This window comes from Pseudomonas sp. B20 (assembly GCF_020515755.1).
Classification (GTDB): domain Bacteria; phylum Pseudomonadota; class Gammaproteobacteria; order Pseudomonadales; family Pseudomonadaceae; genus Aquipseudomonas; species Aquipseudomonas syringae.
In genome coordinates this window covers 1-21,378 of the sequence record NZ_JAHPJG010000015.1, presented here as the reverse complement: position 1 = coordinate 21,378, position 21,378 = coordinate 1, and the positions used below count along the sequence as shown (strand labels likewise).

Below are 21,378 nucleotides of genomic sequence, written 5' to 3'. Positions count from 1 at the left end.
CAGTAAGTCGCAGGGACCTGTGTGGGCGAACATGCTCGCGAAAGCGTGACGGCTGATCAATCACTGGGCGGATTTGTGGTCCAGCGCTGCGTAGAAATTAGCGCTCTGTTGCAGGTATTTGGTTGTGTAGGTCGCAGTGTAGGTCTGAGCGGCGTGGGCTTTCTTGTCGTTCACTTCGACACTGGCGCTGGCCGGGAGAGCGACGCTTGCCGAGATAGCAGATGCAGCGATGATGGAGAAAAGATTGAAATTCATGTCGGTCACCCCTCTTGTCTGTCTGTACGCTGGTTTGAAGTCCTGACCGTTATGGCCGTGACTCAAACTTACGCCCGAGAGTGGTTCAGCAGAAATCTTTTGTAGCACTAACCCATATCATCAAGAATGATAACGGCCCCAGCCCTTATATCGTAAGGGCTGGAGCCGGGGCGGCTTACTTGTCAGTCAGAAAACGCAGGTAAGAAGGTGCGTCTGCATCGAATTTCTGTACCGTTTCACCGATCTTCCCGCTCTGCGGATCACGGCGTACGGTCACGATCTGGTTGCTCTTCTGATTGGCGAACAGCATGAACTGGCCGGTCGGATCGAAAGCGAACTCGCGGGGTTCCTTGCCTTCCAGGGAACGACGCTGAATTTCTTCAAGCTTGCCGCTGGCCTGATCGATGCGGAACACCACAACCTGATTCGCGTCACCCCGATTGGTCACGTACAGAAACTTGCCATCCGGTGAAGTGTGCAAGGCGCCACCACCGTTTTTCTCGTCCACGCCCTTGTTCTTCATGTCGACCAGCTGGGTCTGCTTGAAGCCGCCGTCATGGTAGTCGAACACCGCCACCTGAGCCGTCATCTCCAGTACCAGCCAGGCATGTTTGCCATCGCCACTGAAGAGGGTATGACGGGGTCCGGAACCGCCCGGCAACTGCACGAACGGTACCTTGGCTGGCTGCAACGGCTTGGCCTGGCTTGCGTCGTAGTGATACACGAACAGCTTGTCAGCGCCCAGGTCGGCAGTCACCACGTACTTGTCATCCGGGGTCGGCACCGCCAGGTGCACATGCGACGACATCTGCCGCTCACTGTTGACCTTGCTTCCAGGACCCAGCGGCAGCACCTGAACGGCTTCGCTCAACGTGCCGTCCTTGCCCACCGGCACCACGGTCAGCGCGCCGCCCGGGTCAGGGTTTACGGCGTAGTTGGCCACGAACAGGTAGCGACCGTCATAGCTCAGGCTCGAGTGCGTCGGTTCTTCACCGCGGCTTTGAACCTGATTGATCGGCGTGATCTGACGGGTTTTCGGGTCGATCGCAAAGCTGCTGACCTTACCGACCACGTCTTTTTGTCCGGGGCCGTTTTCATTGACCGCGAACAGATAGCGCTGGTCTCTGGAGACGGTCAGCCACGACGGGTTTTCGGCTTTGACCACTTGCAGCGGCTTGGCGTCGATCATCCCGGTTTTGCTGTCGAAGGCAAAACGATAGATCCCTTCACTCTTGCCTTGCGTGTAGGAACCTATCAGCAATTCAGTATCGGGCATGGTTTGGGCCTGCAGGGTAAATGCGCTCATGGCACTGGCAATCGCCAGCCACGGCAGGAATTTATGGGGCATGGGGGCATCCCTTGTTATCGAAGTTATTGATGCCTGTTACGGCACTGTCGGGGTCTATGACAGCGCCAGCCCGCATTTACTCAATCCTGCGCGGAATCATCTTCATCGGAGGGGGTAAAGGCATCCAGGCAGATGATCCGGTGATCGGCGTTGCCGTCATTGATCACCCAGCTTTGCAGGGACTCATCGAAGGTCGCAGCCTCGACTTGCGCCTTGGTGAAGCGCCATACCTTGCGCTCGCGGCCGTCCATGCATTCGACGTTCAGCTCCTCGCCCAGAGAGAAGTCCCAGGCGTGCAGACCGTCGATTTCCAGCATGGTGGTGGCTTCGAGCGCGGCGAGCAGTGTGGTGGGTGTGGTAGTCATGAAATTCATCCGGCCAGCAAAAGCGCGAATGATAGGGCAAAACGCAGGCGCAGATACAGTCGGAGCGCAAGTAGAGCCGTACCAGCGCCGAGCGCTGGCACGGTGAGCAATCCGCGTCTGCGCTTACAGCTTGCCGATGCCGCCCGGCTGAAACACCGGTTCGCTAGGTGCCAGGCCATTGACCAGCGGCTGACCGAACTCGGCCTGACTGATCTCGAAACGATCGCCAGGCTGTGTGCGCACGCCATCGGCAAACGACAGGGTCGCGGTGCCGAAGAAATGCACATGCACGTCACCGGGCCTGAGGAATTGCGCGTACTTGAAGTGGTGGTATTCGAGGTTTTCCAGGCTGTGGCACATGTTCGCTTCGCCACTGAGGAATTCTTTCTCCCACAGCACCTTGCCATCGCGCCAGACCCGGCTGGTGCCCGACAGGCTTTGCGGCAAGTCACCCACGCGCAACTCCGGCCCGAACGAACAGGCGCGCAGTTTCGAATGCGCCAGATACAGGTAGTTGCGACGCTCCATGACGTGATCGGAGTATTCGTTACCGATGGCGAAGCCCAGGCGATAAGGCTTGCGGTCATGACCGATGACGTACAGGCCGCTCAGCTCGGGCTCTTCCCCGCCGTCTTCGGCAAAGGGCGGCAACGAAAACGAATGTCCGGGGCGCACGACAATGCTGCCGTCACCCTTGTAGAACCACTCGGGCTGAACACCGGCCTGCCCCGCCGCCGGCTTGCCGCCTTCGACGCCCCATTTGAAGATACGCATGGTATCGGTCATCGAGGCTTCATCGCCGGACTGCTGGTGCATCTTGTCGCGTGCCGACGCACTGCCCAGATGGGTCAGCCCGGTGCCACTGACCAGCAGGTGCGCCGGGTCAGGATGGTCGAGCGGCGGCAGAATCCGCAATTCCTCAAGCAACTGCGAATAGTCATGCGTCTCGCCAACGCCCCGCTGCTCGACCTGATGCGCCAGCGCCGAACCCGCCTCGATCGCCGCCAGCGCCAGCTCGCGAACACTCTCGACGCCCTGGACCTCACGCACCTGGTCACCGTCGACCAGACCGACCCGACGCTGACCGTCGCTCAATTCAAACTGTACTAACCGCATGAAATTCTCCTTTCAGATAATGGGCCGCTGAAAACCTATCTCGCCTTGGCACTCGCCGCGAAGTCAGACACTGGCAGCACATGCTTGCGCTCCAGCACGTGATAAACGATGCCGGTCAGCAGCAGCCCGAAGACCATGACGCCCGACAGGAAATAGAGACCCGATGCCAGGCTGCCGGTGATTTCCTTCAACGCACCGATCACGAACGGACCGATGTAACCGCCCAGGTTGCCGACCGAATTGATCAGCGCGATACCGGCTGCGGCACTGGCGCCGGCAAAGAACCGCCCGGGCAAGGTCCAGAACACCGCCGTGCAGGAAAACAGCGCGAACGCCACTACGCACAATGCAGCCAGCTGCGCCACCGGCATGGTCAGCCAGGCGCTGCAGAACAGGCCGATGGCGCCCAGCACATAGAGCACGGCCAGATGCCCGTAACGATCGTTGAGGCGATCGGAACTGCGCGGCACGATCAGCAGGCCGATGATGCCGAAAATGTACGGCACCGACGACACGAAGCCGGTGGTCAGGTCACTGCCACCGAACTGTTTGATCAGCGTCGGCAGCCACAGGCCCAGACCGTAGATGCTCAAGGTCACCGGCAGGTAGAACAGCGCCAGCAACAGCACGCGTTTGTCTTTCAGGGCATGCAGCGGATTGCCGTGACGAGTCTGGCCGTACTCTTCAAGATCCTTTTTCAGCTCACCGGTCAGCCAGTCCTTCTCGGCCTGGTCCATCCAGTTGACCTGCTGCGGACCATCCGGCAACCAGCGCAGCACCGGCCAGGTCAGCAGAATCGCCGGCGTGCCGATGACGATGAACAGCCATTGCCAGCCATGCAGGCCGAGTATGCCGTCCATGCCCAGCAAACCGCCGGACACGGGCCCGGTGATCATCATGGCGATGGGTTGCGAGAGGATGAAAAGGCCAAGGATCTTGCCGCGATGGCGCACCGGAAACCACTGGGTGATGTAGTACAGCACACCGGGGAAGAAGCCCGCCTCGGCAGCGCCCAGCAGAAACCGCATCACGTAGAAGCTGTGCGGCCCCTGGACGAAGGCCATGCCGATGGTGATCGCGCCCCAGGTGATCATGATTCGCGCGAACCAGCGGCGTGCGCCGAAACGCTCGAGCATCAGGTTGCTGGGGATCTCCAGCAGGAAGTAACCGATGAAGAACAGTCCGGCACCCAGCCCGTAGGCGGCGTCGCCAATACCGATGTCCGCGCCCATGTGCAGCTTGGCAAAGCCCACGGCAGAGCGGTCTACATAAGCGATCAGGTACAGCAGGATAAGGAAAGGAATCAGTTTCAGCGTGATGCGGCGTATAAGCCGCAGTTCCTGGCTCATGTAGGCGGTCTCCCATTGTTTTTGTTATGGAACCTGCGGGGATCGCCTCTGTGCCTGGGGGCTGAATAACACTGCACATGCGCCAGGATGATCCCTCGTCTACGACTGACTATATAGTAATACTATTTAAACTGACAACTCTTCCAATACGCGTTTTTTAGGCTTACCTTAGCCAGCAGTATCGCCATTAAGTCTTACAATAAGAGAGCCGATCATGTCTGACTCCGATAAAAAACCGACCCTCCGTTCTGCCCAGTGGTTTGGCACTGCCGACAAGAATGGCTTCATGTACCGCAGCTGGATGAAGAATCAGGGCATTGCCGACCACCAGTTTCAGGGCAAGCCGATCATCGGCATCTGCAATACCTGGTCGGAGTTGACCCCCTGCAACGCGCATTTCCGGCAGATCGCCGAGCATGTCAAACGTGGCGTGATCGAAGCAGGCGGCTGGCCGGTGGAGTTTCCGGTGTTTTCCAACGGCGAATCCAACCTGCGCCCTACCGCAATGTTCACCCGTAACCTGGCGAGCATGGACGTTGAAGAAGCGATTCGCGGCAACCCCATCGATGGGGTCGTGCTGTTGACCGGCTGTGACAAGACCACCCCTGCCCTGTTGATGGGGGCTGCCAGTTGCGACATCCCCGCCATCGTCGTCACCGGCGGACCGATGCTCAACGGCAAGCATGAAGGCAAGGACATCGGCGCCGGAACCATCGTCTGGCAGATGCATGAGTCCTACAAGGCCGGAACCATCAGTCTCGATGAATTCCTCTCCGCCGAAGCCGGCATGTCGCGCTCGGCAGGCACCTGCAACACCATGGGCACGGCCTCGACCATGGCCTGCATGGCCGAAGCGCTGGGCACTTCGCTGCCGCACAACGCGGCCATTCCGGCGGTGGATTCGCGGCGTTACGTGCTGGCGCACATGTCCGGCATGCGTGCCGTCGACATGGTCCGCGAAGACCTGCGCTTGTCGAAGATTCTCACCAAGGCCGCTTTCGAAAACGCCATCCGGGTCAACGCGGCCATCGGTGGCTCGACCAACGCCGTCATCCACTTGAAAGCCATCGCCGGACGTATCGGCGTCGATCTGGACCTGGATGACTGGTCACGCATGGGCCGTGGCATGCCGACCATCGTCGACCTGCAACCTTCCGGGCGCTTCCTGATGGAAGAGTTCTATTACGCCGGCGGCCTGCCCGCCGTGCTGCGCCGCATGAACGAAGCCAGGCTGCTGCCCAACCCGGATGCCTTGACCGTCAATGGCAAGAGCATTGGCGAAAACACCTGCAACTCACCGATCTATGGTGAAGATCAGGTGATCCGCGCGCTGGACAACCCGATCCGCGCCGACGGCGGGATTTGCGTGTTGCGCGGCAACCTCGCGCCGCTCGGTGCCGTGCTCAAGCCCTCGGCCGCGACACCGGCACTGATGCAGCACCGTGGCCGCGCAGTAGTGTTCGAGAATTTCGAGATGTATAAATCGCGAATCAACGATCCGGATCTGGACATCGATGCCAACTCGGTCATGGTGCTGAAGAACTGCGGCCCCAAGGGCTATCCGGGCATGGCCGAGGTCGGCAACATGGGCTTGCCAGCCAAGCTGCTGGCGCAGGGCGTGACTGACATGGTGCGCATTTCCGATGCGCGCATGAGCGGCACGGCTTACGGCACAGTGGTTCTGCATGTGGCGCCGGAAGCCGCAGCGGGCGGACCGCTGGCGGTGGTCAAGGAAGGCGACTGGATCGAACTCGACTGCGCTGGCGGGCGTCTGCATCTGGACATCCCGGAAGCCGAACTGGCGGCACGCCTCGCCGACTGGCAGGCACCGCAGCAGCTGTTGCTCGGTGGCTACCGTCAACTGTACGTAGACCGGGTGATGCAGGCGGATCAGGGCTGTGATTTCGACTTCCTGGTCGGCTGCAGAGGTTCCGAAGTGCCCCGCCACTCGCACTGACAAAAGCGGCGGTTTGCCTGACGCAGGCAGCCGCCGCAAGTGTTACGCAATGGTATGATGCCCAGCAATTACCGCCAGGACCGACCAGCGTTCCCATGGATTATCGAAAGCCTTCCGACCGAAAAAGCATGCACGCCCGTATCGTCCAGGAGCTGGGCATGCAAATCGTGTCCGGCCGTTTCAAGCCTGACGAAAAGCTGCCTGCCGAAGCGCTGCTCTGCGAAGAGTACGCCGTCAGCCGCCCGGTCCTGCGCGAAGCGACACGGGTTCTGGTGGCCAAGGGTCTGGTTTATTCGCGTCCGCGTGTCGGCACGGTGGTCAAGGCACGCCGCGAATGGCATCTGCTGGACCCGGACGTGCTGCACTGGGTCATGCAAAGCTCGCCGCAGAATGAGTTCTTCCATCTGCTGACCAGCGTACGCGCGGTCATCGAGCCAGCGGTTGCCGCACTGGCCGCGCAGCATGCCACCGACGCAGAGATCGAGTCGATCCACGAAGCCTACCTGCGCATGGAAGCCGCACCGACGCCGGAAGACCTGCTGCAACCGGACCTCGACTTCCACAGCCGCATCGCCGACGCCACCCACAACGATCTGCTGGCGCACTTGTGCAACATGCTGTCACTGGCGTTGCGCGAAGCGCTCAAATACTCCAACAAGCGTCCCAACCTGCACGAACTGGCCATGCCACGCCACAAGGCGATCCTCACCGCCATCCAGAACCGCGACGCACTGGGCGCACGCCACGCTTCGCTGGTGCAACTGGACGATGCACGCAATGCGCTGAGTGTGGTACTCGGGGGCGGTTGATCGACAGGCTCGACCGAATCGATAACTTCCTGCGCCTGTGTATTCGTCGTGTTTATTAATCAGGCATGGCGAACCCTGACGATTGCTGAAACCCGCCGCTGAACGTTCTATTTCCGTGGGAAATATCCAGTTCATTCGTAAGATCTTTACTAGCCCAGCGTAAGCTCAGTCCTTAATCACTCCAGATAGCAAGTCTGCTATTTGCGAACATATAAAGTAATGATATCTCTCCCTGCACATTAATCAAAACACTGCGCCTGTTCATATACGTCGATTAAACCTGTCGGACGTCAGGAATTCGTGCAGCTGATAAAAAGTGTGCAGGGAGCATTGCATGAAACTTCTGGCCATCGTTCAAGGCGATACCACAGACCACGGAGGGTCTGTCATCAACGGCGATCAAACAATGCGTATCAATGGTTTCGCCGTAGCGCACAGAGGCTGTGACGTCATCTGTCCGCTGCACGGCGCCAGCAAAATTCTCGGCGAAGAAAACAACTTCCATATCGACGGGAACATCATCGCCCTGGAAGGCGACCTGACCAGTTGCGGGGCCCGGTTGATATCCAGGCAACAAAGCTTCTTTCGGGTCGGGAGGCGGTCCAGTGCAGTGCAGCCTGCGCCTGATACTTCGGCTGGTCATCATCAGGAGGTGGCCAGCGAAGGTGCGTTGGATGGCAGTGTGCAGGCCGTTGATTCGTTGCCGAGCCAGCGAAACTCAATGGCATGCGACGAACGATTTCGTCTGTTCAACCAACAGCGTTCCAGCCTTGGCCATCTGGGCTATGTGGTCATGCAAGATCAACGCTGCACTGCCGTTGGTGCGCTTGACCTGCACGGCTACAGCCGCAGCCATACAAGCCCTGCGGTCACCGCCCTACAACTTGCAACCACCGCACCCTGGCCGGTCATGGAGTAACCCCGATGTCTCTGAACGATTTCCAGCGCACCAACGCCTTGGGCCCCGACACCTACTTCGCCTTGCCCCAAGGCGCCTCACACACCTACGCCCCGACAGACACCCCGGCCAAAGAAGTCATCATCCAAAGCCTCGCCCTCTCCCGCATCCCAGGAGCCATGCGCAACATGGGGTGGAATACGGCAGCGGCGCTGATGCAAAGATGGTTTGACAGTCCAGCGTGGGAGATGCCGGAGGAGTGGAAGGAGCAGGAAACACAGCCTGACCCAATGAGCCTGCCTCCCGCACAGTGCGATGAAAGCATCGTGAAGATGGAATGGGCAATGCAGTTTGAGCGATGCAGGCAGGCTGTTGAAGTGGCTGAGTCGAGGCTAAGTACACCTAACGCCTTGGAGCAGTTGGAAACACGATTAAGAAAAGCTGGCTGGCAGCAAAATAATCAGATAAATCTGGGATTTTATGGTATGTCAGCAAGAGAAATGGATTCTATGTCCCAAATTAATTTTTCATTACTTGGAGACACATGGGACGCATTGGATGACATGTATGGCGCCTTAGGAAAAGCAACATTAAAAGTCGGATTAGTAGGAAAAACAAAAACCAAAGAAAACATTATCACGCAACAGCAAAAAATATATTTCAATATAGAACACATTGGTTTTTACATTCGAGACCACTATGACTTTAATGGACTGCAATACTTAGGCACTTGGACAGAAGACCGAGTACTGACTAAGGCAGAATCCATTATTACTCTAACACCACAAGGGCATCTCGTAATACGCTTGAAGGACGGGCCTTTTTCCGCAATTACAAACATGCACTTCCGTGAATATAGAGAAAAAACAGGTAACGGAGGCGACTTTCTAATCTATTCGGATATATTATGGAAGCCAGTCAACCAGACTGTCGAACTTAAGGGGTTGGCTTGAAAACCTCATCGCGCCGAATAGCCTTTTTTCTAACGTACGCCACCCTAGCGGGCAGTCTCTGGACCGCATCGGAATGGTGGGAAAAAGCGCTGGCTACAAAACTGGGCGCAGACACGGTCAGTCCAAATGGTTGCTATCGTGTTGAACGATTTAAACCATACTGGGTACTGCCCGGTATATTTCATCGAGAGTCCGATCCTAATGAGGATATCGAGCCCAAGTGGTTTCCGTTGTGGGGGTACCCTGGTTTTTATCGCTTATATAATAATCATACCGGCGCATTGATCGGCGAAAGCAAAATCTATGACCTTCAGTACACAAGCGGGCCATTAAATTGGGGCTATCCATCAATACCGAAAGTGACAGCAGGAATAATTTATATCGGCCCAAACTTTCCTGAATGCATAGGCGACCAGCCAGTAGCTGTAGAGCCAAAAACATGAAACATTCCAAAAGGCATTTCTTATTATTAACATGCATTGGTATTGGCAGCCTCTGGACTGCCTCTAGCAGATGGGAAAAAGGCTTGGCTGAAAATCTGGGAGACCCCGTCATTAGCCCGAACGGGTGTTATAGAGTGGAAGCGCTTAAACCTTTTTGGATTTTGCCGGATATATTTCACCCCGAACCGGACCCTAACGGCATCAGTGCGCCAAAATGGTTTCCGTGGTGGGGATATCCTGCTTTTTTTCAACTTTATGACCATCGCAGCGGCCAATTAATTTCCGAAACTGATATTTATGATCTGGAGATAGCTGGCGGAGAAACAACATGGGGAGCCGGGTCCAAAACCGTTTTTGTAGGGATGATCCCCGTTGGCCCCAACGCACCTGATTGTATTGGTGATCAGCCAGGCATTTCGGAGCAGCAGCCATGACACCAACGAGGCTGCGCGCAATTTTCTTCCTAGCTTATATTATTATCGCAGGCGGTCTCTGGACCGCATCGGAATGGTGGGAAAGAGCGCTAGCCAAAAGATCAGGAGCTCCACTAATCAGTCCTGGCGGGTGCTATCGATTGGAAGCTTTCAAGCCCTTTTGGGTGCTGCCAAACATATTCCACCCACAACCGGACCTTAACGGAGTTGGATCGCCAAAATGGTTTCCTGGGTGGGGTAGCCCCGGTTTTTACAAGCTGTACGATCATCGAAATGGAAAACTTATTTCAGAGACCAAGATTTACGATCGTGAAGCCGGGGCATGGGGAATGGACTGGGGAGAAGGCTCGGGTTTCGTTTATTCAGGGCTGATCCCTATCGGCCCCAATCTCCCTGACTGCATGGGTGATCGCCCTACTCGCGTGAACCCTCAATAACGAGAGCATTACGATGCTGGACGTTTTTTAATGATCGTTCCAGCGCCGCATTGGCACGATAGTGAATAGGACACCGAGTTACAGGCCGCCACAACCTCAATGCGAAAACAATGAGTTCCCCACCTTCCCCGCCATCTTCTCCGGCTTGATCAGAAACCGCGCCAGCGCGGGCAGCAGCCACAGTGCGCCGAACATGTTCCACAGCAGCATGAAGGTCAGCATCAGGCCCATGTCGGCCTGGAACTTGATCGCCGAGAAGATCCAGGTGCACACACCGATGGCCAGACACAGGCCGGTGAACAGCACGGCCTTGCCGGTGGATTTGAGGGTTTCGTAATAGGCTTCCTGCAATGGCAGTCCGGCGCGCAGGAAACTCTCGAGACGGCTGTAGATGTAGATGCCGTAATCAACCCCGATCCCTACGCCCAGCGCCACCACCGGCAAGGTCGCGACCTTGACGCCTATGCCCATGAAGGCCATTAGGGCGTTGCCCAGTACCGAGGTCAGCACCAGCGGCAGGACGATGCACAGCGTGGCGGCCCATGAGCGGAAGGTGATCATGCACATCGCGGCCACGCAGAGGTAGACCAGCACCAGAATCACCAGCTCGGACTGCTTGATTACTTCGTTGGTCGCGGCCTCGATACCAGCGTTGCCGGCGGCCAGCAGAAATTGCAGGTCCGGCGTGTTGTTCTGTTTAGCGAAGTCCTGCACTGCATGCACCGCACGGTCCAGGGTCTCGGCCTTATGGTCGTTGAGGAACACCAGCAGGGGCGCCAGCGAACAGGTGTTGTTGTACAGGCCGTCGGCGCGGGCGATGGAGTTGTTCAGCACGTCCTTGTTACGCGACAGGCTCTCCCATTTCAGGTTGCCCTCGTTCATGCCCTTGATCATCTGTCTCGACACCGTCACCAGCGAAATGGCCGACTGCACGCCCTGGGTGTTTTCCATCTTCCAGGCCAGCTCGTTGATCGCTGACATTGTCGGATAGGCCGAGCAACCTTCTGGTGGCGTCTTGACCATGACCACCAGCACGTCCGAACTGGTGGAGTAATGACTGATAATGAACGCGTTGTCCTTGTTGTAGCGTGAATCGGGACGCAGCTCCGGCGCGCCCTGATCCAGGTCGCCGATCTTGAGGTTCTGGCTGTACCAGAGGCCGCCACCGAAGGCCAGAAGCGCCAGCACAATCGAGACAGGTGCAACCTTTGGGCTGGCAAAGTTCGACAGCAAGCGCCAGAACGGATGCTCGGAGACCGCATCCTGCTTGCTGCGATTGATCGCCCGCTTGCTGATGCCCACGTAGGAAATCGCCACCGGCAGCAGGATCAGGTTGGTGAACACGATCACTGCCACACCAATGGAAGCGCCGATGGCCAGCTCGCGGATCACCCCGATGTCGATAATCAGCAGCGTGATAAAGCCCACCGCATCGGCGAGAATCGCGATCATGCCGGGCAGAAACAGCTGACGAAACGTCCGCCTTGCAGCGGTCAGGGCGTTGTCGGCCTCGCTGGATTGCAGAGCAATACCGTTGATCTTCTGTACACCGTGAGAGATGCCGATGGCGAAGATCAGAAACGGCACCAGCATTGAGTACGGGTCAATACCGAACCCTACAACGTGCATCAGCCCCAATTGCCAGATCACCGCAATCAGCGTGGTGCTCAGTACCGCCACCGTGCTACGGATACACCGGGTGAACCAGATCAGCAGCACCAGCGTGATCAGAAAGGCGATGCCGAAGAACATCACCACCATGAACAGACCGTCGATGAGGTCACCGACCTTCTTGGCGAAACCGACGATATGAATCTTGATGTTGGGGTTCTGTGCTTCGTACTTGTCGCGGACCTTCTCTTCAAGCTGGTGCGAGAACTGCTGATAGTCCAGCGCCAGCAACTTGCCCTGATCTGCCGGGTCCGGGTAGGACTCCTGCAACGGCACATCAATGATGCTGGATTTGAAATCGTTGGCCACCAACCGCCCGACCTGTCCGGACTTGAGCACGTTGTTGCGCAACAGATCCAGACTCTCCTCCGAACCGTTGTAACTCTGCGGAATCACTTCGCCTCCGGCAAAGCCCTCCTCCGTCACTTCGGTCCAGCGTACGCTCGGGCTCCACAGCGATTTCAGGCCAGACCGGTCGACGCCGGGAATATAGAACACCTCGTCGCTGATCTGACGCAGCGTCTCCATGTACTGTTTGGAAAAGATGTCGCCGTCCTTGGCCTCCACCGAGATACGAACGGTGTTACCCAGATTAGCCAGATCGTTGCGGTGTTCCATCATGTTCTGAATGAACGGATGAGACAGCGGGATCATCTTCTCGAAACTGGTGGAAGGCCGCACCTGCGTGGCCTGCCAGAACAGAAAGAGACTGGCCAGCAGGCAGAGGATGATGACTGCCGGGCGATGGTTGAAAATCAGGCGTTCAAGGAAGGTTGCCTTTTCATCCGAATCTTGCGCGTGCTGGTGCGTGCTCATGCCTGAATATCCCCGCCCTGAAAGGTCTTATTGTTGGGTCGTATCGGCGCCCGTCGGCGAGGTGAGGCGAACGCCGCCCTGCCCGACCAGAATCAGATTGCCCTGAGGGTTGCCGGTGACCCCGGCCAGCGAGATGCGATCAGGTCGATTAAAAACCGCGAATGTTTCACCGCCGTCGGTGCTGCGCATGACACTGCCGCCATTGCCAACCAGCACCAGCGAGCCATCGGCCAGCAGCGTGGCGCTGGCCAGACCGAACTCGAGCGGCCCGCGCGCGCCCTTCAGTTCGATCGGCTGCCAGCTGTCACCAAAATCGCTGGAGCGAAACAGATTGCCGCGCAGACCATAGGCCAGCAACGTGGACGGCTGAGCCGTGCCGATCACGCCGAATAACGAGCCTTGATACGGGCCGGCGATTTTTTCCCAGGTCTGCCCCTCGTCGCGGGAGCGAAACATGCTGCCCGCTTCGCCGACAATAAAAAGGCCGGCGTCCTTGACCTGAGCGATGCCGTTCAGGTGGTATTGGTCTTCGTTGTCCAGCCGGTCGCTGACATCTTCCCAGTGCTGCCCGCCATCGGCCGTGCTCAGCAGCAGGCCGTAGGCGCCGATGGCCAAGCCGTTGTCGAGGTCCTTGAACCAGACATCCAGCAGCGGAGCCTCGCGCTTCAAGTCCTCGAACTGCTTGTTCCAGGTCTTGCCGCCATCGCTGCTGGCCAGTACCTGCGCGTCGTGACCGACCGCCCAACCGTGCTGTTCATCCACAAAAAACACGGCCGTCAACAACTGCCGGGTAGGCACGCGGGCCTGACTCCAGGTCATGCCCTGATCATCGGAAAGCAGAATATGCCCATGGTCACCCACCACGACCAGCCGCGCACCCGCATGGGCGACGTCCAGTAATAACGTGCGTGAGGCTTTGGCCGACTCGATGGCATAAGCAGGCGTGTCGGCAGCGGCGGCAGTGGCTAGCGCCTCGGAACCGGCCATGGCTGGCAGCGCAAACAGGGATGACGCAACGACAGCCAGGGACATGCCCGCGTATAACCGGGTGCGACGATGGAAAGACTCACGCATGGACTTTTCCGCTCTTATTATTATCAGGTGGCTGTTATCGGGTGCGGGTGCCGGACAACTCATATCGATGTCGACGCCCGCAGCGCTATGGCGTTACCTGTCTGGAAGCTCAGCCATCCTAGGCAGCTTTGCAAATGCCTGACAATCGACATGTCGTTATCTTTTGTTAAGCGTGCTGAATGTGATTGATGAAACATAACGACGGTTGATCGGGCAGATTGACCAGACGCCGGTCAGTGAATGCTCCTGCGCCGCAAGGCCGCTGGTTTGAAGGCGTTCACGCTGGGTACCAGCTGAGAGAAGTCACTGGTGCCAGGCTCTTGATTGTCGAGGTTCTGTACGTGATAACGCCGCGCCTGCAAGTCATGGAAAACGTCCAGTGCGGACCAGGTCGTCGGCAGTTCGTAATAGTTTTTCAGGTACGCCATGGAGACGCGCCACAACTGCCCCCGGGCATCGTACTGATCGACGATTGCAGCCTGCCAACTGTCCTCATCCAGGTACAGCGTGCGTCTTGAATAGACATGACGCGCGGTCGGTTTGAGCGTGCCCTCCACCACCCATACACGATGTAGTTCATGGCGCGTATAGGCCGGGTTGAGATGACCCACCTGCAATAATTGCCGATAGGTAATGTCGGGGCTGGAAATCCGGTAGTTGTTGTAGGGAATATAAATCTCGCGTTTGCCCAGTAACGTCCAGTCGTAACGATCCGGCGAGCCATTGAACATGTCGGTGTCGTCGGCCGTGCGCAAGCCTTCAGAGGCCGGGATCGGCATGTCGTAAGCCAGACTCGGCGCGCGGCGTACCCGGCGTTGCCGCGCACTGTAGGTCCACGCCTGCCGCGGCTCCTGGATCTGGTCCAGTGTTTCATGGACCAGCACGGCAGAACCTGCCATGCGCGTCGGGCACTGGGTAAACGACAGGTAATAAAACAGCACGTTATCCAGACTGGCAAAGCTGCCCGCAGGGTCATAGAAGCGAAACAGCACTTCCTGACGCGACGTGTTCAGCTTGAAACTGCCGTCGCGCTGTATGGCAACTTCCGAAGTACGTCGCACCGCATAATGGCCGCGATACCGGGCAATGTGGTTCCACACGGCCTGAATGCCCTTTTCCGGAAGCGGAAATGGAATGCCGCCGTAGGCATCGACAAAACCGTTGCCGCCGCCGATCAACCGGGCTTTCTGCGCATTGCGGCGGGTGTTGTCGTAGACCCATTGCGGCGCCGATCCGGAACGTCGCGTGGGGTATACCGGCATCCGGTAGCTGTCAGGGTAGGCTTCGAACATCGCCACCTGCCCTGGCGTCAGACGCGTGCGATAGTGCTGCATATTGGCGTGGGTGATGGTGAACAGGGGCTTGTCAGCGGCATACGGGTCGACATGCCGAGTGCCCGACCCCTTGTATCCGGACGGCGGTCGGGTGATTCCGCCCGTCCAGGGCGGGATGGTCCCCGTGGCATTACCTGCCATCTCGCCTCCCAGCGGGGTCAAACGACTCCCGAGCGACGTGGCATCGACTGCCTGGCAGGTGTTGATCGCGAACAGCAGCATCAGCGCGCCGCCCAGCCGTAGTTTCATGAGCATGTGGGCTCTCCTTGCATGGCCACGTCGGGACGCGTGTCTGGCGTCCAGGCCGGGAATAGTTCCGTGTAAACGGCAGGTTGTAAGGGCGACACGGTTATTGACGTTCGGCCAATAACCGTTTGTTTAACAGGCAAACCGAATTGCCCACGTATTCCTACCGCGAACAGGTTATCTATCGGGTATAGGTCTGTAGGAAACTTCACAGAACAAGAAGAATCGACAACGCGCTGTTAAACACCAATGAAGCAGGCACCCGGAATAGCCCACAGTAATGCAACGTGAATGCCAACAGGCGAAAAAGAACAGATCACAACTTATATAGGTTACAGATCTGAAACGTCGTGCCCCCGCGTTATTACCAGAATTAAAAACAACGACACCGTCTGTTTGATTGTCAGACAGCACACTAACAAAACCACTTATTATCGCTGTTTTATGGCGGGTATATGAACATGTGGTAACAACAAGAGTGTTACGTGCTCGAAGCCAGTAACACCGGGTGACGACAGGCAGGGTTCAGTCGATGACGACGTGTGGCAGGAAGCGGCTGGTGTCCTTGGTGATCAGGCTGTCGTCTTCACGAATACCGATCCCGGACGCAAGATCGCCGATGACCCAGGAGCCGATCAGCGTGTAGCTGTCGCCGAATCGCGGAAGCGGCGAGTAAGCCTGCAGAATGTAGGGCGCATCCGTGTAGGGCCCATCGACCGAGATCACCTGATCGCCGGGCGTGCGCATTTCAATGTTGGCGCCCTCACGGGAAAAGTAGGGTTTGCGTACCCAGCCTTTGGGGACCGCTTTGTTCGGGTCCTGGTCGACGTGCGCAGGCAGCAGGTTCGGATGGCCTTCGTTGAACTGCCACAACAACGGCAGAATCCCCTTGTTGCTGAGAATCGCCTTCCATGCGGGTTCGACGAATTGGGTACCACTGGCCGACACGTGCTGGCCGAATTCCTCGTGAAAGATGTGCTCCCACGCATGCAGCTTGAACAAGCGCTCGATCCAGCGCCCGTCCAGATCGACAAAACGTCCGTCAGCGCCGAGCCCGATGTCTTCGATATCAATATGCCTCGCATCGATGCCGACGTGTGCCGCCATGCGCCGCAGAAAATCGGTGGTGCCCCGGTCTTCGATGGAACCGGACATCGCCGAAAAGTAGAACGGACTCGTACCGGGAAACTCGGCAAAGGCCCGAACCAGGTCCTCGGCAATCGAGTTGAACTGGGTGGCATGCGCAGGCAACACGCCGCGCGCCATCTGCTCTTCCAGCCAGAGCAGTTGCACCGCCCCGGCTTCCATCAGACTGGTCGGCGTATCGGCATTGATTTCGTACATCTTTGCCGGGCCCGTACCGTCGTAGGCAAAATCGAAGCGCCCGTACAAATGCGGATGTCCCTCCTTCCATGAGGTCTGGATCAGGTCGAAGAACGCTTCCGGAATCGCCAGTTGATGGAGCAGCGCTTCGCTGTCCACCACTCGCGCCACGGCGTCCATGCACATCTGGTGAAGCTCCTGAGTGGGCGCTTCAAGATCGCGGGTAATCTGCTGTTCGCTGAACAGGTAATACCCGCGCTCGTCCCAGTAACGCTCGCCGTCGATGGTGTGAAAGTTGAAGCCTTCACGTTCGGCGGTCGTGCGCCAGTCCGGACGTTCCTCGATGCTGATCTTTTTCATGCCGCGAACCGTCAGCCTCCGAAACTGCTGCCACTGCTGCTCTTGCCGCCCCAGCCACTGCGTGCCGAAGCCTGACTGCCGAAGCCGCCGCGCGAGATGGTCGATGACACAGAGGACGAGCCGGAACCCGAGCTGCCCAGGTTGCGCCCCAGAGTGCTCCTGCCGTAGCTGCGATCCGGGCTGGATTGCGCCTGGGTCGAGCGCCCGAAGGTCTTGCCGCGATCGATCTGACTGGGCAGGGACGAGCTGTAATAGCCGCCCCGGTCATCGCGCGTCTGATAGATGGGCTGCGAGTAATAGCGGTTATTGCCGAAGCCGTTGCTGAGCAGATTGCCGATCAGCAAGCCGGCCATCAGCCCGGTGGTGCCACTCATGCCTGCCGAAGCAGACTGGTTGACTTCCTGATTGGCCCGGTCCAGAGCCTCTTTCGGCACTTGCCCGGAAAAGCCCAGTTCGAAGCCGCCGAGCTTGGGCATGTACTTGCCGTCAGAGGTGACCTGGCAATAATCCGGTACGAAGTCCGCGTCGCAGGAGGCCTTGTCATCGTAGGTCGGCGCAATGCGGCGATGATCGGACAGCGCCTGCATGTAGGCATCCGAACAGATATTAACCGGCACCTTGGCATCGGCGCATTCCTGCACCGAACTGAAGTTGGCCTTGGCGTTGACGGTGTCCTTCTGCTCGGACGGACCGCACCCGGCAAGGGCCAGCGGCAGCGCACCGGCAAGTACCAGTTTTACTGAACTACGTCTCATCGTGAGTCTCCTTGTTCAAGGCTGCCGTCAGACCGACGGGGTCATGCAGGCGGCGTTGAGAAGACCGACGCTGATCGCGACGCTGGCCGAATAGATGGCCGCCGCCATTTCGCCCTTGGCGATACGCGTCGACAGGCCCTTGAGCACCAGGCTGGTAACGCCGAACGCCAGCAGTTGCACAACGGCGGCAATCACTGCCCAGACGACCACATCCAGGATGCTGATGCTGTAGCTGATGATGTTACTGGCCGGCAGCGCGAAACCGATCAGCGAACCACCCAAGGCCAGCGCAGCGGCACTGTTGTTCTCGCGAATCAGCGCAAATTCCTTGTGTGGCGTGATCCGGCTGTAGATGAACTGGAACAGCGCGAACAGAATCGCCGCCACCAGGATGTACAGGACGAAGCCAAACACAGCAGTGGCATTGAGCGACATACGCAGCGCGTCGATCATGAGGATTTCCTTGTCAAAGAACGTTGATATCAGTGGATTGCAGCGTGATGCCGACTGCCGTGGTGAGCGTGATGCTGCCCTCCTCGTCTTCCTCTACGGAAAACAGCAGAAACTCACGGCGGTTGATCAGTCCCGTCTCGCGGGCGTACAGCATGCTCAGGTGCTTGACGCGATAAGTCGCGTCAGGACTGACGATGTCTTCATCGAGTGGCGTCAGTTCGGTCTGGCCGGGTGAAGTCCCCCATTGCCGCTCGAAGACCTCGCCATCGTGCTCGTAGGTCGGTAGGCCGATCTTCGACGACGGGCCGGTCAGGCGCAGCAATTCATCCTTGCTGGTGATCGGCTCGGCACTGTAATAGCCGAACAAGATGATGTCCTGCACATCTTCCGGATTGGGGCCGTCGCTGACCACTTGCAGAAAGTAGTCCTCGTTATCGAGGTAGAAACGATGCAGCGCCATGGACTGGCCGAGATCGATATGCCCTACGGACCAGACCTTTTCATCGCCCGGGACGACCACTTCCGAGTGACCGTCGAGCAACAGCTTCAGTGAACTGTCCAGGCATAGCATGCGTCCGGACGCCAGTCCCAGCGGACTCACCGTGCTGACCGGTTGTGCGCCGTCGCGGCCTGATGCCTTGGGGGCTTCCAGGCCCATGGCCCGTTTGAACCAACTCATAATCCGTTTCCTTGCAGTGACGGGTGACGATATAAACGCTCTTCAAGCGCAACAGGCGCACTGCCTCCGCGCGTGAGACTGACTTACTTCTGCGCCAGCAATGCCCTGGAGTGCATCAGCCAGGCCACACAAACGCCCGCAAGTGCACCGGCGATATGTGATTCGAACGACACGCCGGCCACCGGAACGAAACCGAATACCAGCCCGCTGTAAGCAGCCAGCACCAGCAGCGCGATCAGCACGCTGGCGATACTGCGCTGATACCACGCCCGCGCCAGCAGATAAGCCCACAAACCAAAAATCAGACCGCTTGCGCCGACATGGATATTGCTGCGACCCAAGCTCCAGACCAGCAGCCCGCCCAGCAGGCAGATCAGCCCGGCGACCCATGCATAACGCCTTACACCCTCGGTCGCCACCAGCCAGCTCAGCACAATGAACGGCAACAGATTGCTGAGCAAGTGCTGAATCGACCCGTGCAGAAAGGGCGCAAACACAATGCCACGCAACCCGGTGAGGCTGCGCGGCATGATACCGAAATGGACCAGACTGTTGCCGGTGGCCGAGTTGATTGCCTGTACCGCAATCAACACGGCCGACAGGACGAGGATGACCTTGAGTCGTCGGGAAAACGCCATGCACCACCCTCGCCTGCCTCGTTGCAGCGCTTACTGAGCCGGCGTCTGATTTTTGGCTTTCAGGCGCGCCAGTACATCCTGCGCACCGCCGCTTTTGGCACCGATCCCGGCATCCTGCAGACGACGCTCCAGATCGCTGCCGCTGGACTGGCTGGCCAGTTCTTCAGCGGCTTCAAGCTTGGCGTCCTGTTCATCCTGACGCTGCTTGAGGCGTGCCAGCGAGCCGACTGCGGTTTCCACGGCGCCGCTGGCGCCACCGGTTGCAGTGGCCGTTGCCACGCGGGCCTTTTGCACGGTTTCACGGGCCTTGGCCATCTCGACCTGCTGCTTGAGGCTCTTGATTCGCGACTCGGCCTTGATGACCTGATCCTGCAACAGGTTGACCTGCTTGCTGAACTGATCGGCCAGTTCCTGCTCCTGATCACGCAGGGCTTCGATTTCGGCGATCTTGTTCGCGCACTCTACGGCCAAGGCTTCTTCACCCTTGCTCAGGGCCTGCATGGCGCGACCTTCCCAGTTGGCGATGCTGGTGGCATGTTCTTCAAGGCGCTGTGCAGACAGCTTGTGCTTGGCCTTGATAGTGATCAGCCCGTCGCGGGCCTTGACCAGCGCGTTCTCGGCGTCGCGGATTTCCTGGTCCAGAATGCGGATGGCATTGGCGTCGGCAATCGACTCGCCCACTTCGGAAGCACCACCACGAACGGCGGTGACCAGTTTTTTCCAGATACTCGTAGTCATGAATGTTCTCCGCCTGACAGCGCTGTTCAGTAGATGAAATGATCTTCAAAAGCATCGGCCGCACGGATCACGTTGTCCGCGAGGGTGAGGATTTCCTGCACGATTACGGTGAGCGACGAAGCAGCGCTCAGTGCGCCGAACAGGCAGTAGACTTCCTGATCGCCGCCCAGCTTTTCAATGCCGATCGAGGACAGTGGAAACAGGTCGCGACTGCGCAGCACAACGTCGTTGAAGGCCTGCACGTTCTTGATCTTGTTCACTTCGATCAAAGTCGCGTCGGCGAGAATCTGCTCGCCTTCCACGGCGATATAGATCGGCAGGTCGCCGTAGTCAGCCATGGTCAGCCTGATCCCCGAGGCATCGCCCTCGGTCACGTCGAGCTCGATCTTGCCGTTCGTCACCAGTTCCAGTTCGCTGAGTGCCTTCTGCAGAGAGCTGATGGTCCAGTGGGTATTCTCGGTCATGAAGTCCTCCAGTTTTATTCTGTCGCCCAAAAAGGGCTGTCTTAAGGCTTTTTCGATCCCCCGCAGGGCATCGACATTTTCGGGCCGGATCCAGAACTCGCGCTTCACCAGCCCCGCCTCCTTGAGCCGCTGACGCATTTCACGCATGTAATCGGTGGAACTCTTGGAAACCTTGGCCGGGACCGCTGCGTTATCGCCCTGGGCTTTACGAGGCATTGGCGCTTCCCTCTGTTGCTGGCCGTGGATCAGGTGAGCAACGTAGCAGATGTTTCTGAAGATAGATATGTATCACATGTGAGATTTTAAGGATCGAATTCCTATCGCCGCTAAACAAAACGAGATGAACTCTGAAAACCGCAAGGCTGAAACCTTGGTAACTGGATAAACACCAGTCTCTGTGGGAGCGAGCTTGCTCGCGAAGGCGATGGTTGCAACGCCTTTTTTCGTGGACTGTACCGGCACC

The 21,378-nt window shown here is 58.0% G+C and carries 22 protein-coding genes; 7 read left to right on the top strand and 15 right to left on the bottom strand.

The annotated features are described in order from the left end of the window. Positions 1 to 60: 60 nt before the first annotated feature. The 5 genes from LIX91_RS15690 to LIX91_RS15670 all read right to left on the bottom strand — a co-directional run bounded on the left by LIX91_RS15690 (position 61) and on the right by LIX91_RS15670 (position 4,433). Positions 61 to 255 (bottom strand): hypothetical protein, encoded by a 195-nt coding sequence (locus tag LIX91_RS15690; RefSeq protein ID WP_003390722.1) that lies wholly within the window; start codon positions 253 to 255, stop codon positions 61 to 63. A gap of 175 nt (positions 256 to 430) precedes the next feature. Next, the gene (locus tag LIX91_RS15685; protein ID WP_226488740.1) at positions 431 to 1,603 is read right to left on the bottom strand and encodes a lactonase family protein; all 1,173 of its coding nucleotides are present in this window, start codon (positions 1,601 to 1,603) and stop codon (positions 431 to 433) included. Positions 1,604 to 1,683: 80 nt separating this feature from the next. Then, positions 1,684 to 1,968, bottom strand: coding sequence for a DUF5629 family protein (locus tag LIX91_RS15680; RefSeq protein ID WP_181017137.1), 285 nt, complete (start codon positions 1,966 to 1,968; stop codon positions 1,684 to 1,686). A gap of 123 nt (positions 1,969 to 2,091) precedes the next feature. Further along, a complete protein-coding gene (araD1, locus tag LIX91_RS15675) occupies positions 2,092 to 3,084 on the bottom strand; it encodes an AraD1 family protein (protein ID WP_004665919.1) in 993 nt (330 codons plus the stop codon). 35 nt (positions 3,085 to 3,119) lie between these two features. Then, positions 3,120 to 4,433, bottom strand: coding sequence for an MFS transporter (locus LIX91_RS15670; RefSeq protein WP_003415722.1), 1,314 nt, complete (start codon positions 4,431 to 4,433; stop codon positions 3,120 to 3,122). Positions 4,434 to 4,647: 214 nt separating this feature from the next. Between LIX91_RS15670 and LIX91_RS15665 the strand changes: the two genes are divergently transcribed. From LIX91_RS15665 to LIX91_RS15635, 7 genes are all read left to right on the top strand, one after another. Beyond that, positions 4,648 to 6,390 (top strand): IlvD/Edd family dehydratase, encoded by a 1,743-nt coding sequence (locus LIX91_RS15665; RefSeq protein ID WP_103696576.1) that lies wholly within the window; start codon positions 4,648 to 4,650, stop codon positions 6,388 to 6,390. Between the two features lie 95 nt (positions 6,391 to 6,485). Further along, positions 6,486 to 7,199 (top strand): FadR/GntR family transcriptional regulator, encoded by a 714-nt coding sequence (locus tag LIX91_RS15660; RefSeq protein WP_003318617.1) that lies wholly within the window; start codon positions 6,486 to 6,488, stop codon positions 7,197 to 7,199. Between the two features lie 334 nt (positions 7,200 to 7,533). Next, positions 7,534 to 8,118 carry a PAAR domain-containing protein gene (locus tag LIX91_RS15655; RefSeq protein ID WP_226488739.1) on the top strand — a complete coding sequence of 195 codons (585 nt, stop codon included), beginning with the start codon at positions 7,534 to 7,536 and terminating at the stop codon, positions 8,116 to 8,118. Between the two features lie 5 nt (positions 8,119 to 8,123). Continuing rightward, on the top strand, positions 8,124 to 9,050 hold the full coding sequence (locus LIX91_RS15650) for a DUF6402 family protein (RefSeq protein WP_226488738.1): 927 nt from the start codon (positions 8,124 to 8,126) through the stop codon (positions 9,048 to 9,050). Further along, positions 9,047 to 9,493, top strand: coding sequence for a hypothetical protein (locus LIX91_RS15645; protein ID WP_100072721.1), 447 nt, complete (start codon positions 9,047 to 9,049; stop codon positions 9,491 to 9,493). Before LIX91_RS15650 ends, LIX91_RS15645 begins: the two co-directional genes overlap by 4 nt. Next, positions 9,490 to 9,927, top strand: a complete 438-nt coding sequence (locus LIX91_RS15640) for a hypothetical protein (RefSeq protein ID WP_226488737.1) — start codon at positions 9,490 to 9,492, stop codon at positions 9,925 to 9,927. The genes LIX91_RS15645 and LIX91_RS15640 overlap by 4 nt, the downstream gene beginning before the upstream one ends. After that, complete coding sequence (locus tag LIX91_RS15635; protein ID WP_100072723.1) at positions 9,924 to 10,364, top strand: hypothetical protein; 441 nt, start codon at positions 9,924 to 9,926, stop codon at positions 10,362 to 10,364. Before LIX91_RS15640 ends, LIX91_RS15635 begins: the two co-directional genes overlap by 4 nt. Positions 10,365 to 10,460: 96 nt before the next feature. Here LIX91_RS15635 and LIX91_RS15630 read toward each other — a convergent pair whose 3' ends face one another. The 10 genes from LIX91_RS15630 to LIX91_RS15585 form a co-directional block, all read right to left on the bottom strand. Then, the gene (locus LIX91_RS15630) at positions 10,461 to 12,851 is read right to left on the bottom strand and encodes an efflux RND transporter permease subunit (protein ID WP_100072724.1); all 2,391 of its coding nucleotides are present in this window, start codon (positions 12,849 to 12,851) and stop codon (positions 10,461 to 10,463) included. 27 nt (positions 12,852 to 12,878) lie between these two features. Beyond that, positions 12,879 to 13,925: a YCF48-related protein gene (locus tag LIX91_RS15625; protein ID WP_180301267.1), complete on the bottom strand. Its 1,047-nt coding sequence runs from the start codon at positions 13,923 to 13,925 to the stop codon at positions 12,879 to 12,881. 233 nt (positions 13,926 to 14,158) lie between these two features. Further along, entirely contained in the window at positions 14,159 to 15,514 is a 1,356-nt protein-coding gene (locus tag LIX91_RS15620; protein ID WP_100072726.1) for a DUF1329 domain-containing protein, read from the bottom strand. A gap of 516 nt (positions 15,515 to 16,030) precedes the next feature. Further along, positions 16,031 to 17,188: a glutathionylspermidine synthase family protein gene (locus LIX91_RS15615; RefSeq protein WP_100072727.1), complete on the bottom strand. Its 1,158-nt coding sequence runs from the start codon at positions 17,186 to 17,188 to the stop codon at positions 16,031 to 16,033. Positions 17,189 to 17,199: 11 nt separating this feature from the next. Further along, the gene (locus tag LIX91_RS15610) at positions 17,200 to 17,943 is read right to left on the bottom strand and encodes a DUF1190 domain-containing protein (RefSeq protein WP_003409665.1); all 744 of its coding nucleotides are present in this window, start codon (positions 17,941 to 17,943) and stop codon (positions 17,200 to 17,202) included. A 27-nt stretch (positions 17,944 to 17,970) separates the two neighbouring features. Continuing rightward, positions 17,971 to 18,396: a DUF350 domain-containing protein gene (locus LIX91_RS15605; protein WP_003415711.1), complete on the bottom strand. Its 426-nt coding sequence runs from the start codon at positions 18,394 to 18,396 to the stop codon at positions 17,971 to 17,973. Positions 18,397 to 18,409: 13 nt separating this feature from the next. Next, complete coding sequence (locus LIX91_RS15600) at positions 18,410 to 19,075, bottom strand: DUF2491 family protein (RefSeq protein WP_003409663.1); 666 nt, start codon at positions 19,073 to 19,075, stop codon at positions 18,410 to 18,412. A gap of 83 nt (positions 19,076 to 19,158) precedes the next feature. Further along, a complete protein-coding gene (locus tag LIX91_RS15595; RefSeq protein WP_003415709.1) occupies positions 19,159 to 19,713 on the bottom strand; it encodes a rhomboid family intramembrane serine protease in 555 nt (184 codons plus the stop codon). A 30-nt stretch (positions 19,714 to 19,743) separates the two neighbouring features. After that, on the bottom strand, positions 19,744 to 20,451 hold the full coding sequence (locus LIX91_RS15590; protein WP_003415708.1) for a PspA/IM30 family protein: 708 nt from the start codon (positions 20,449 to 20,451) through the stop codon (positions 19,744 to 19,746). Between the two features lie 26 nt (positions 20,452 to 20,477). Further along, positions 20,478 to 21,131, bottom strand: coding sequence for a YjfI family protein (locus LIX91_RS15585; RefSeq protein ID WP_226488736.1), 654 nt, complete (start codon positions 21,129 to 21,131; stop codon positions 20,478 to 20,480). Between the last annotated feature and the right edge of the window lie 247 nt (positions 21,132 to 21,378).

Coding starts and splice junctions, on each gene's coding strand:
- LIX91_RS15585 (WP_226488736.1), bottom strand. CDS start 21,131: ATGCCTCGTAAAGCCCAGGGCGATAACGCAGCGGTCCCGGCCAAGGTT.
- LIX91_RS15640 (WP_226488737.1), top strand. CDS start 9,490: ATGAAACATTCCAAAAGGCATTTCTTATTATTAACATGCATTGGTATT.
- LIX91_RS15610 (WP_003409665.1), bottom strand. CDS start 17,943: ATGAGACGTAGTTCAGTAAAACTGGTACTTGCCGGTGCGCTGCCGCTG.
- LIX91_RS15625 (WP_180301267.1), bottom strand. CDS start 13,925: ATGCGTGAGTCTTTCCATCGTCGCACCCGGTTATACGCGGGCATGTCC.
- LIX91_RS15665 (WP_103696576.1), top strand. CDS start 4,648: ATGTCTGACTCCGATAAAAAACCGACCCTCCGTTCTGCCCAGTGGTTT.
- LIX91_RS15685 (WP_226488740.1), bottom strand. CDS start 1,603: ATGCCCCATAAATTCCTGCCGTGGCTGGCGATTGCCAGTGCCATGAGC.
- LIX91_RS15690 (WP_003390722.1), bottom strand. CDS start 255: ATGAATTTCAATCTTTTCTCCATCATCGCTGCATCTGCTATCTCGGCA.
- LIX91_RS15660 (WP_003318617.1), top strand. CDS start 6,486: ATGGATTATCGAAAGCCTTCCGACCGAAAAAGCATGCACGCCCGTATC.
- araD1 (WP_004665919.1), bottom strand. CDS start 3,084: ATGCGGTTAGTACAGTTTGAATTGAGCGACGGTCAGCGTCGGGTCGGT.
- LIX91_RS15600 (WP_003409663.1), bottom strand. CDS start 19,075: ATGAGTTGGTTCAAACGGGCCATGGGCCTGGAAGCCCCCAAGGCATCA.
- LIX91_RS15595 (WP_003415709.1), bottom strand. CDS start 19,713: ATGGCGTTTTCCCGACGACTCAAGGTCATCCTCGTCCTGTCGGCCGTG.
- LIX91_RS15635 (WP_100072723.1), top strand. CDS start 9,924: ATGACACCAACGAGGCTGCGCGCAATTTTCTTCCTAGCTTATATTATT.
- LIX91_RS15655 (WP_226488739.1), top strand. CDS start 7,534: ATGAAACTTCTGGCCATCGTTCAAGGCGATACCACAGACCACGGAGGG.
- LIX91_RS15590 (WP_003415708.1), bottom strand. CDS start 20,451: ATGACTACGAGTATCTGGAAAAAACTGGTCACCGCCGTTCGTGGTGGT.
- LIX91_RS15650 (WP_226488738.1), top strand. CDS start 8,124: ATGTCTCTGAACGATTTCCAGCGCACCAACGCCTTGGGCCCCGACACC.
- LIX91_RS15615 (WP_100072727.1), bottom strand. CDS start 17,188: ATGAAAAAGATCAGCATCGAGGAACGTCCGGACTGGCGCACGACCGCC.
- LIX91_RS15605 (WP_003415711.1), bottom strand. CDS start 18,396: ATGATCGACGCGCTGCGTATGTCGCTCAATGCCACTGCTGTGTTTGGC.
- LIX91_RS15670 (WP_003415722.1), bottom strand. CDS start 4,433: ATGAGCCAGGAACTGCGGCTTATACGCCGCATCACGCTGAAACTGATT.
- LIX91_RS15630 (WP_100072724.1), bottom strand. CDS start 12,851: ATGAGCACGCACCAGCACGCGCAAGATTCGGATGAAAAGGCAACCTTC.
- LIX91_RS15680 (WP_181017137.1), bottom strand. CDS start 1,968: ATGACTACCACACCCACCACACTGCTCGCCGCGCTCGAAGCCACCACC.
- LIX91_RS15620 (WP_100072726.1), bottom strand. CDS start 15,514: ATGCTCATGAAACTACGGCTGGGCGGCGCGCTGATGCTGCTGTTCGCG.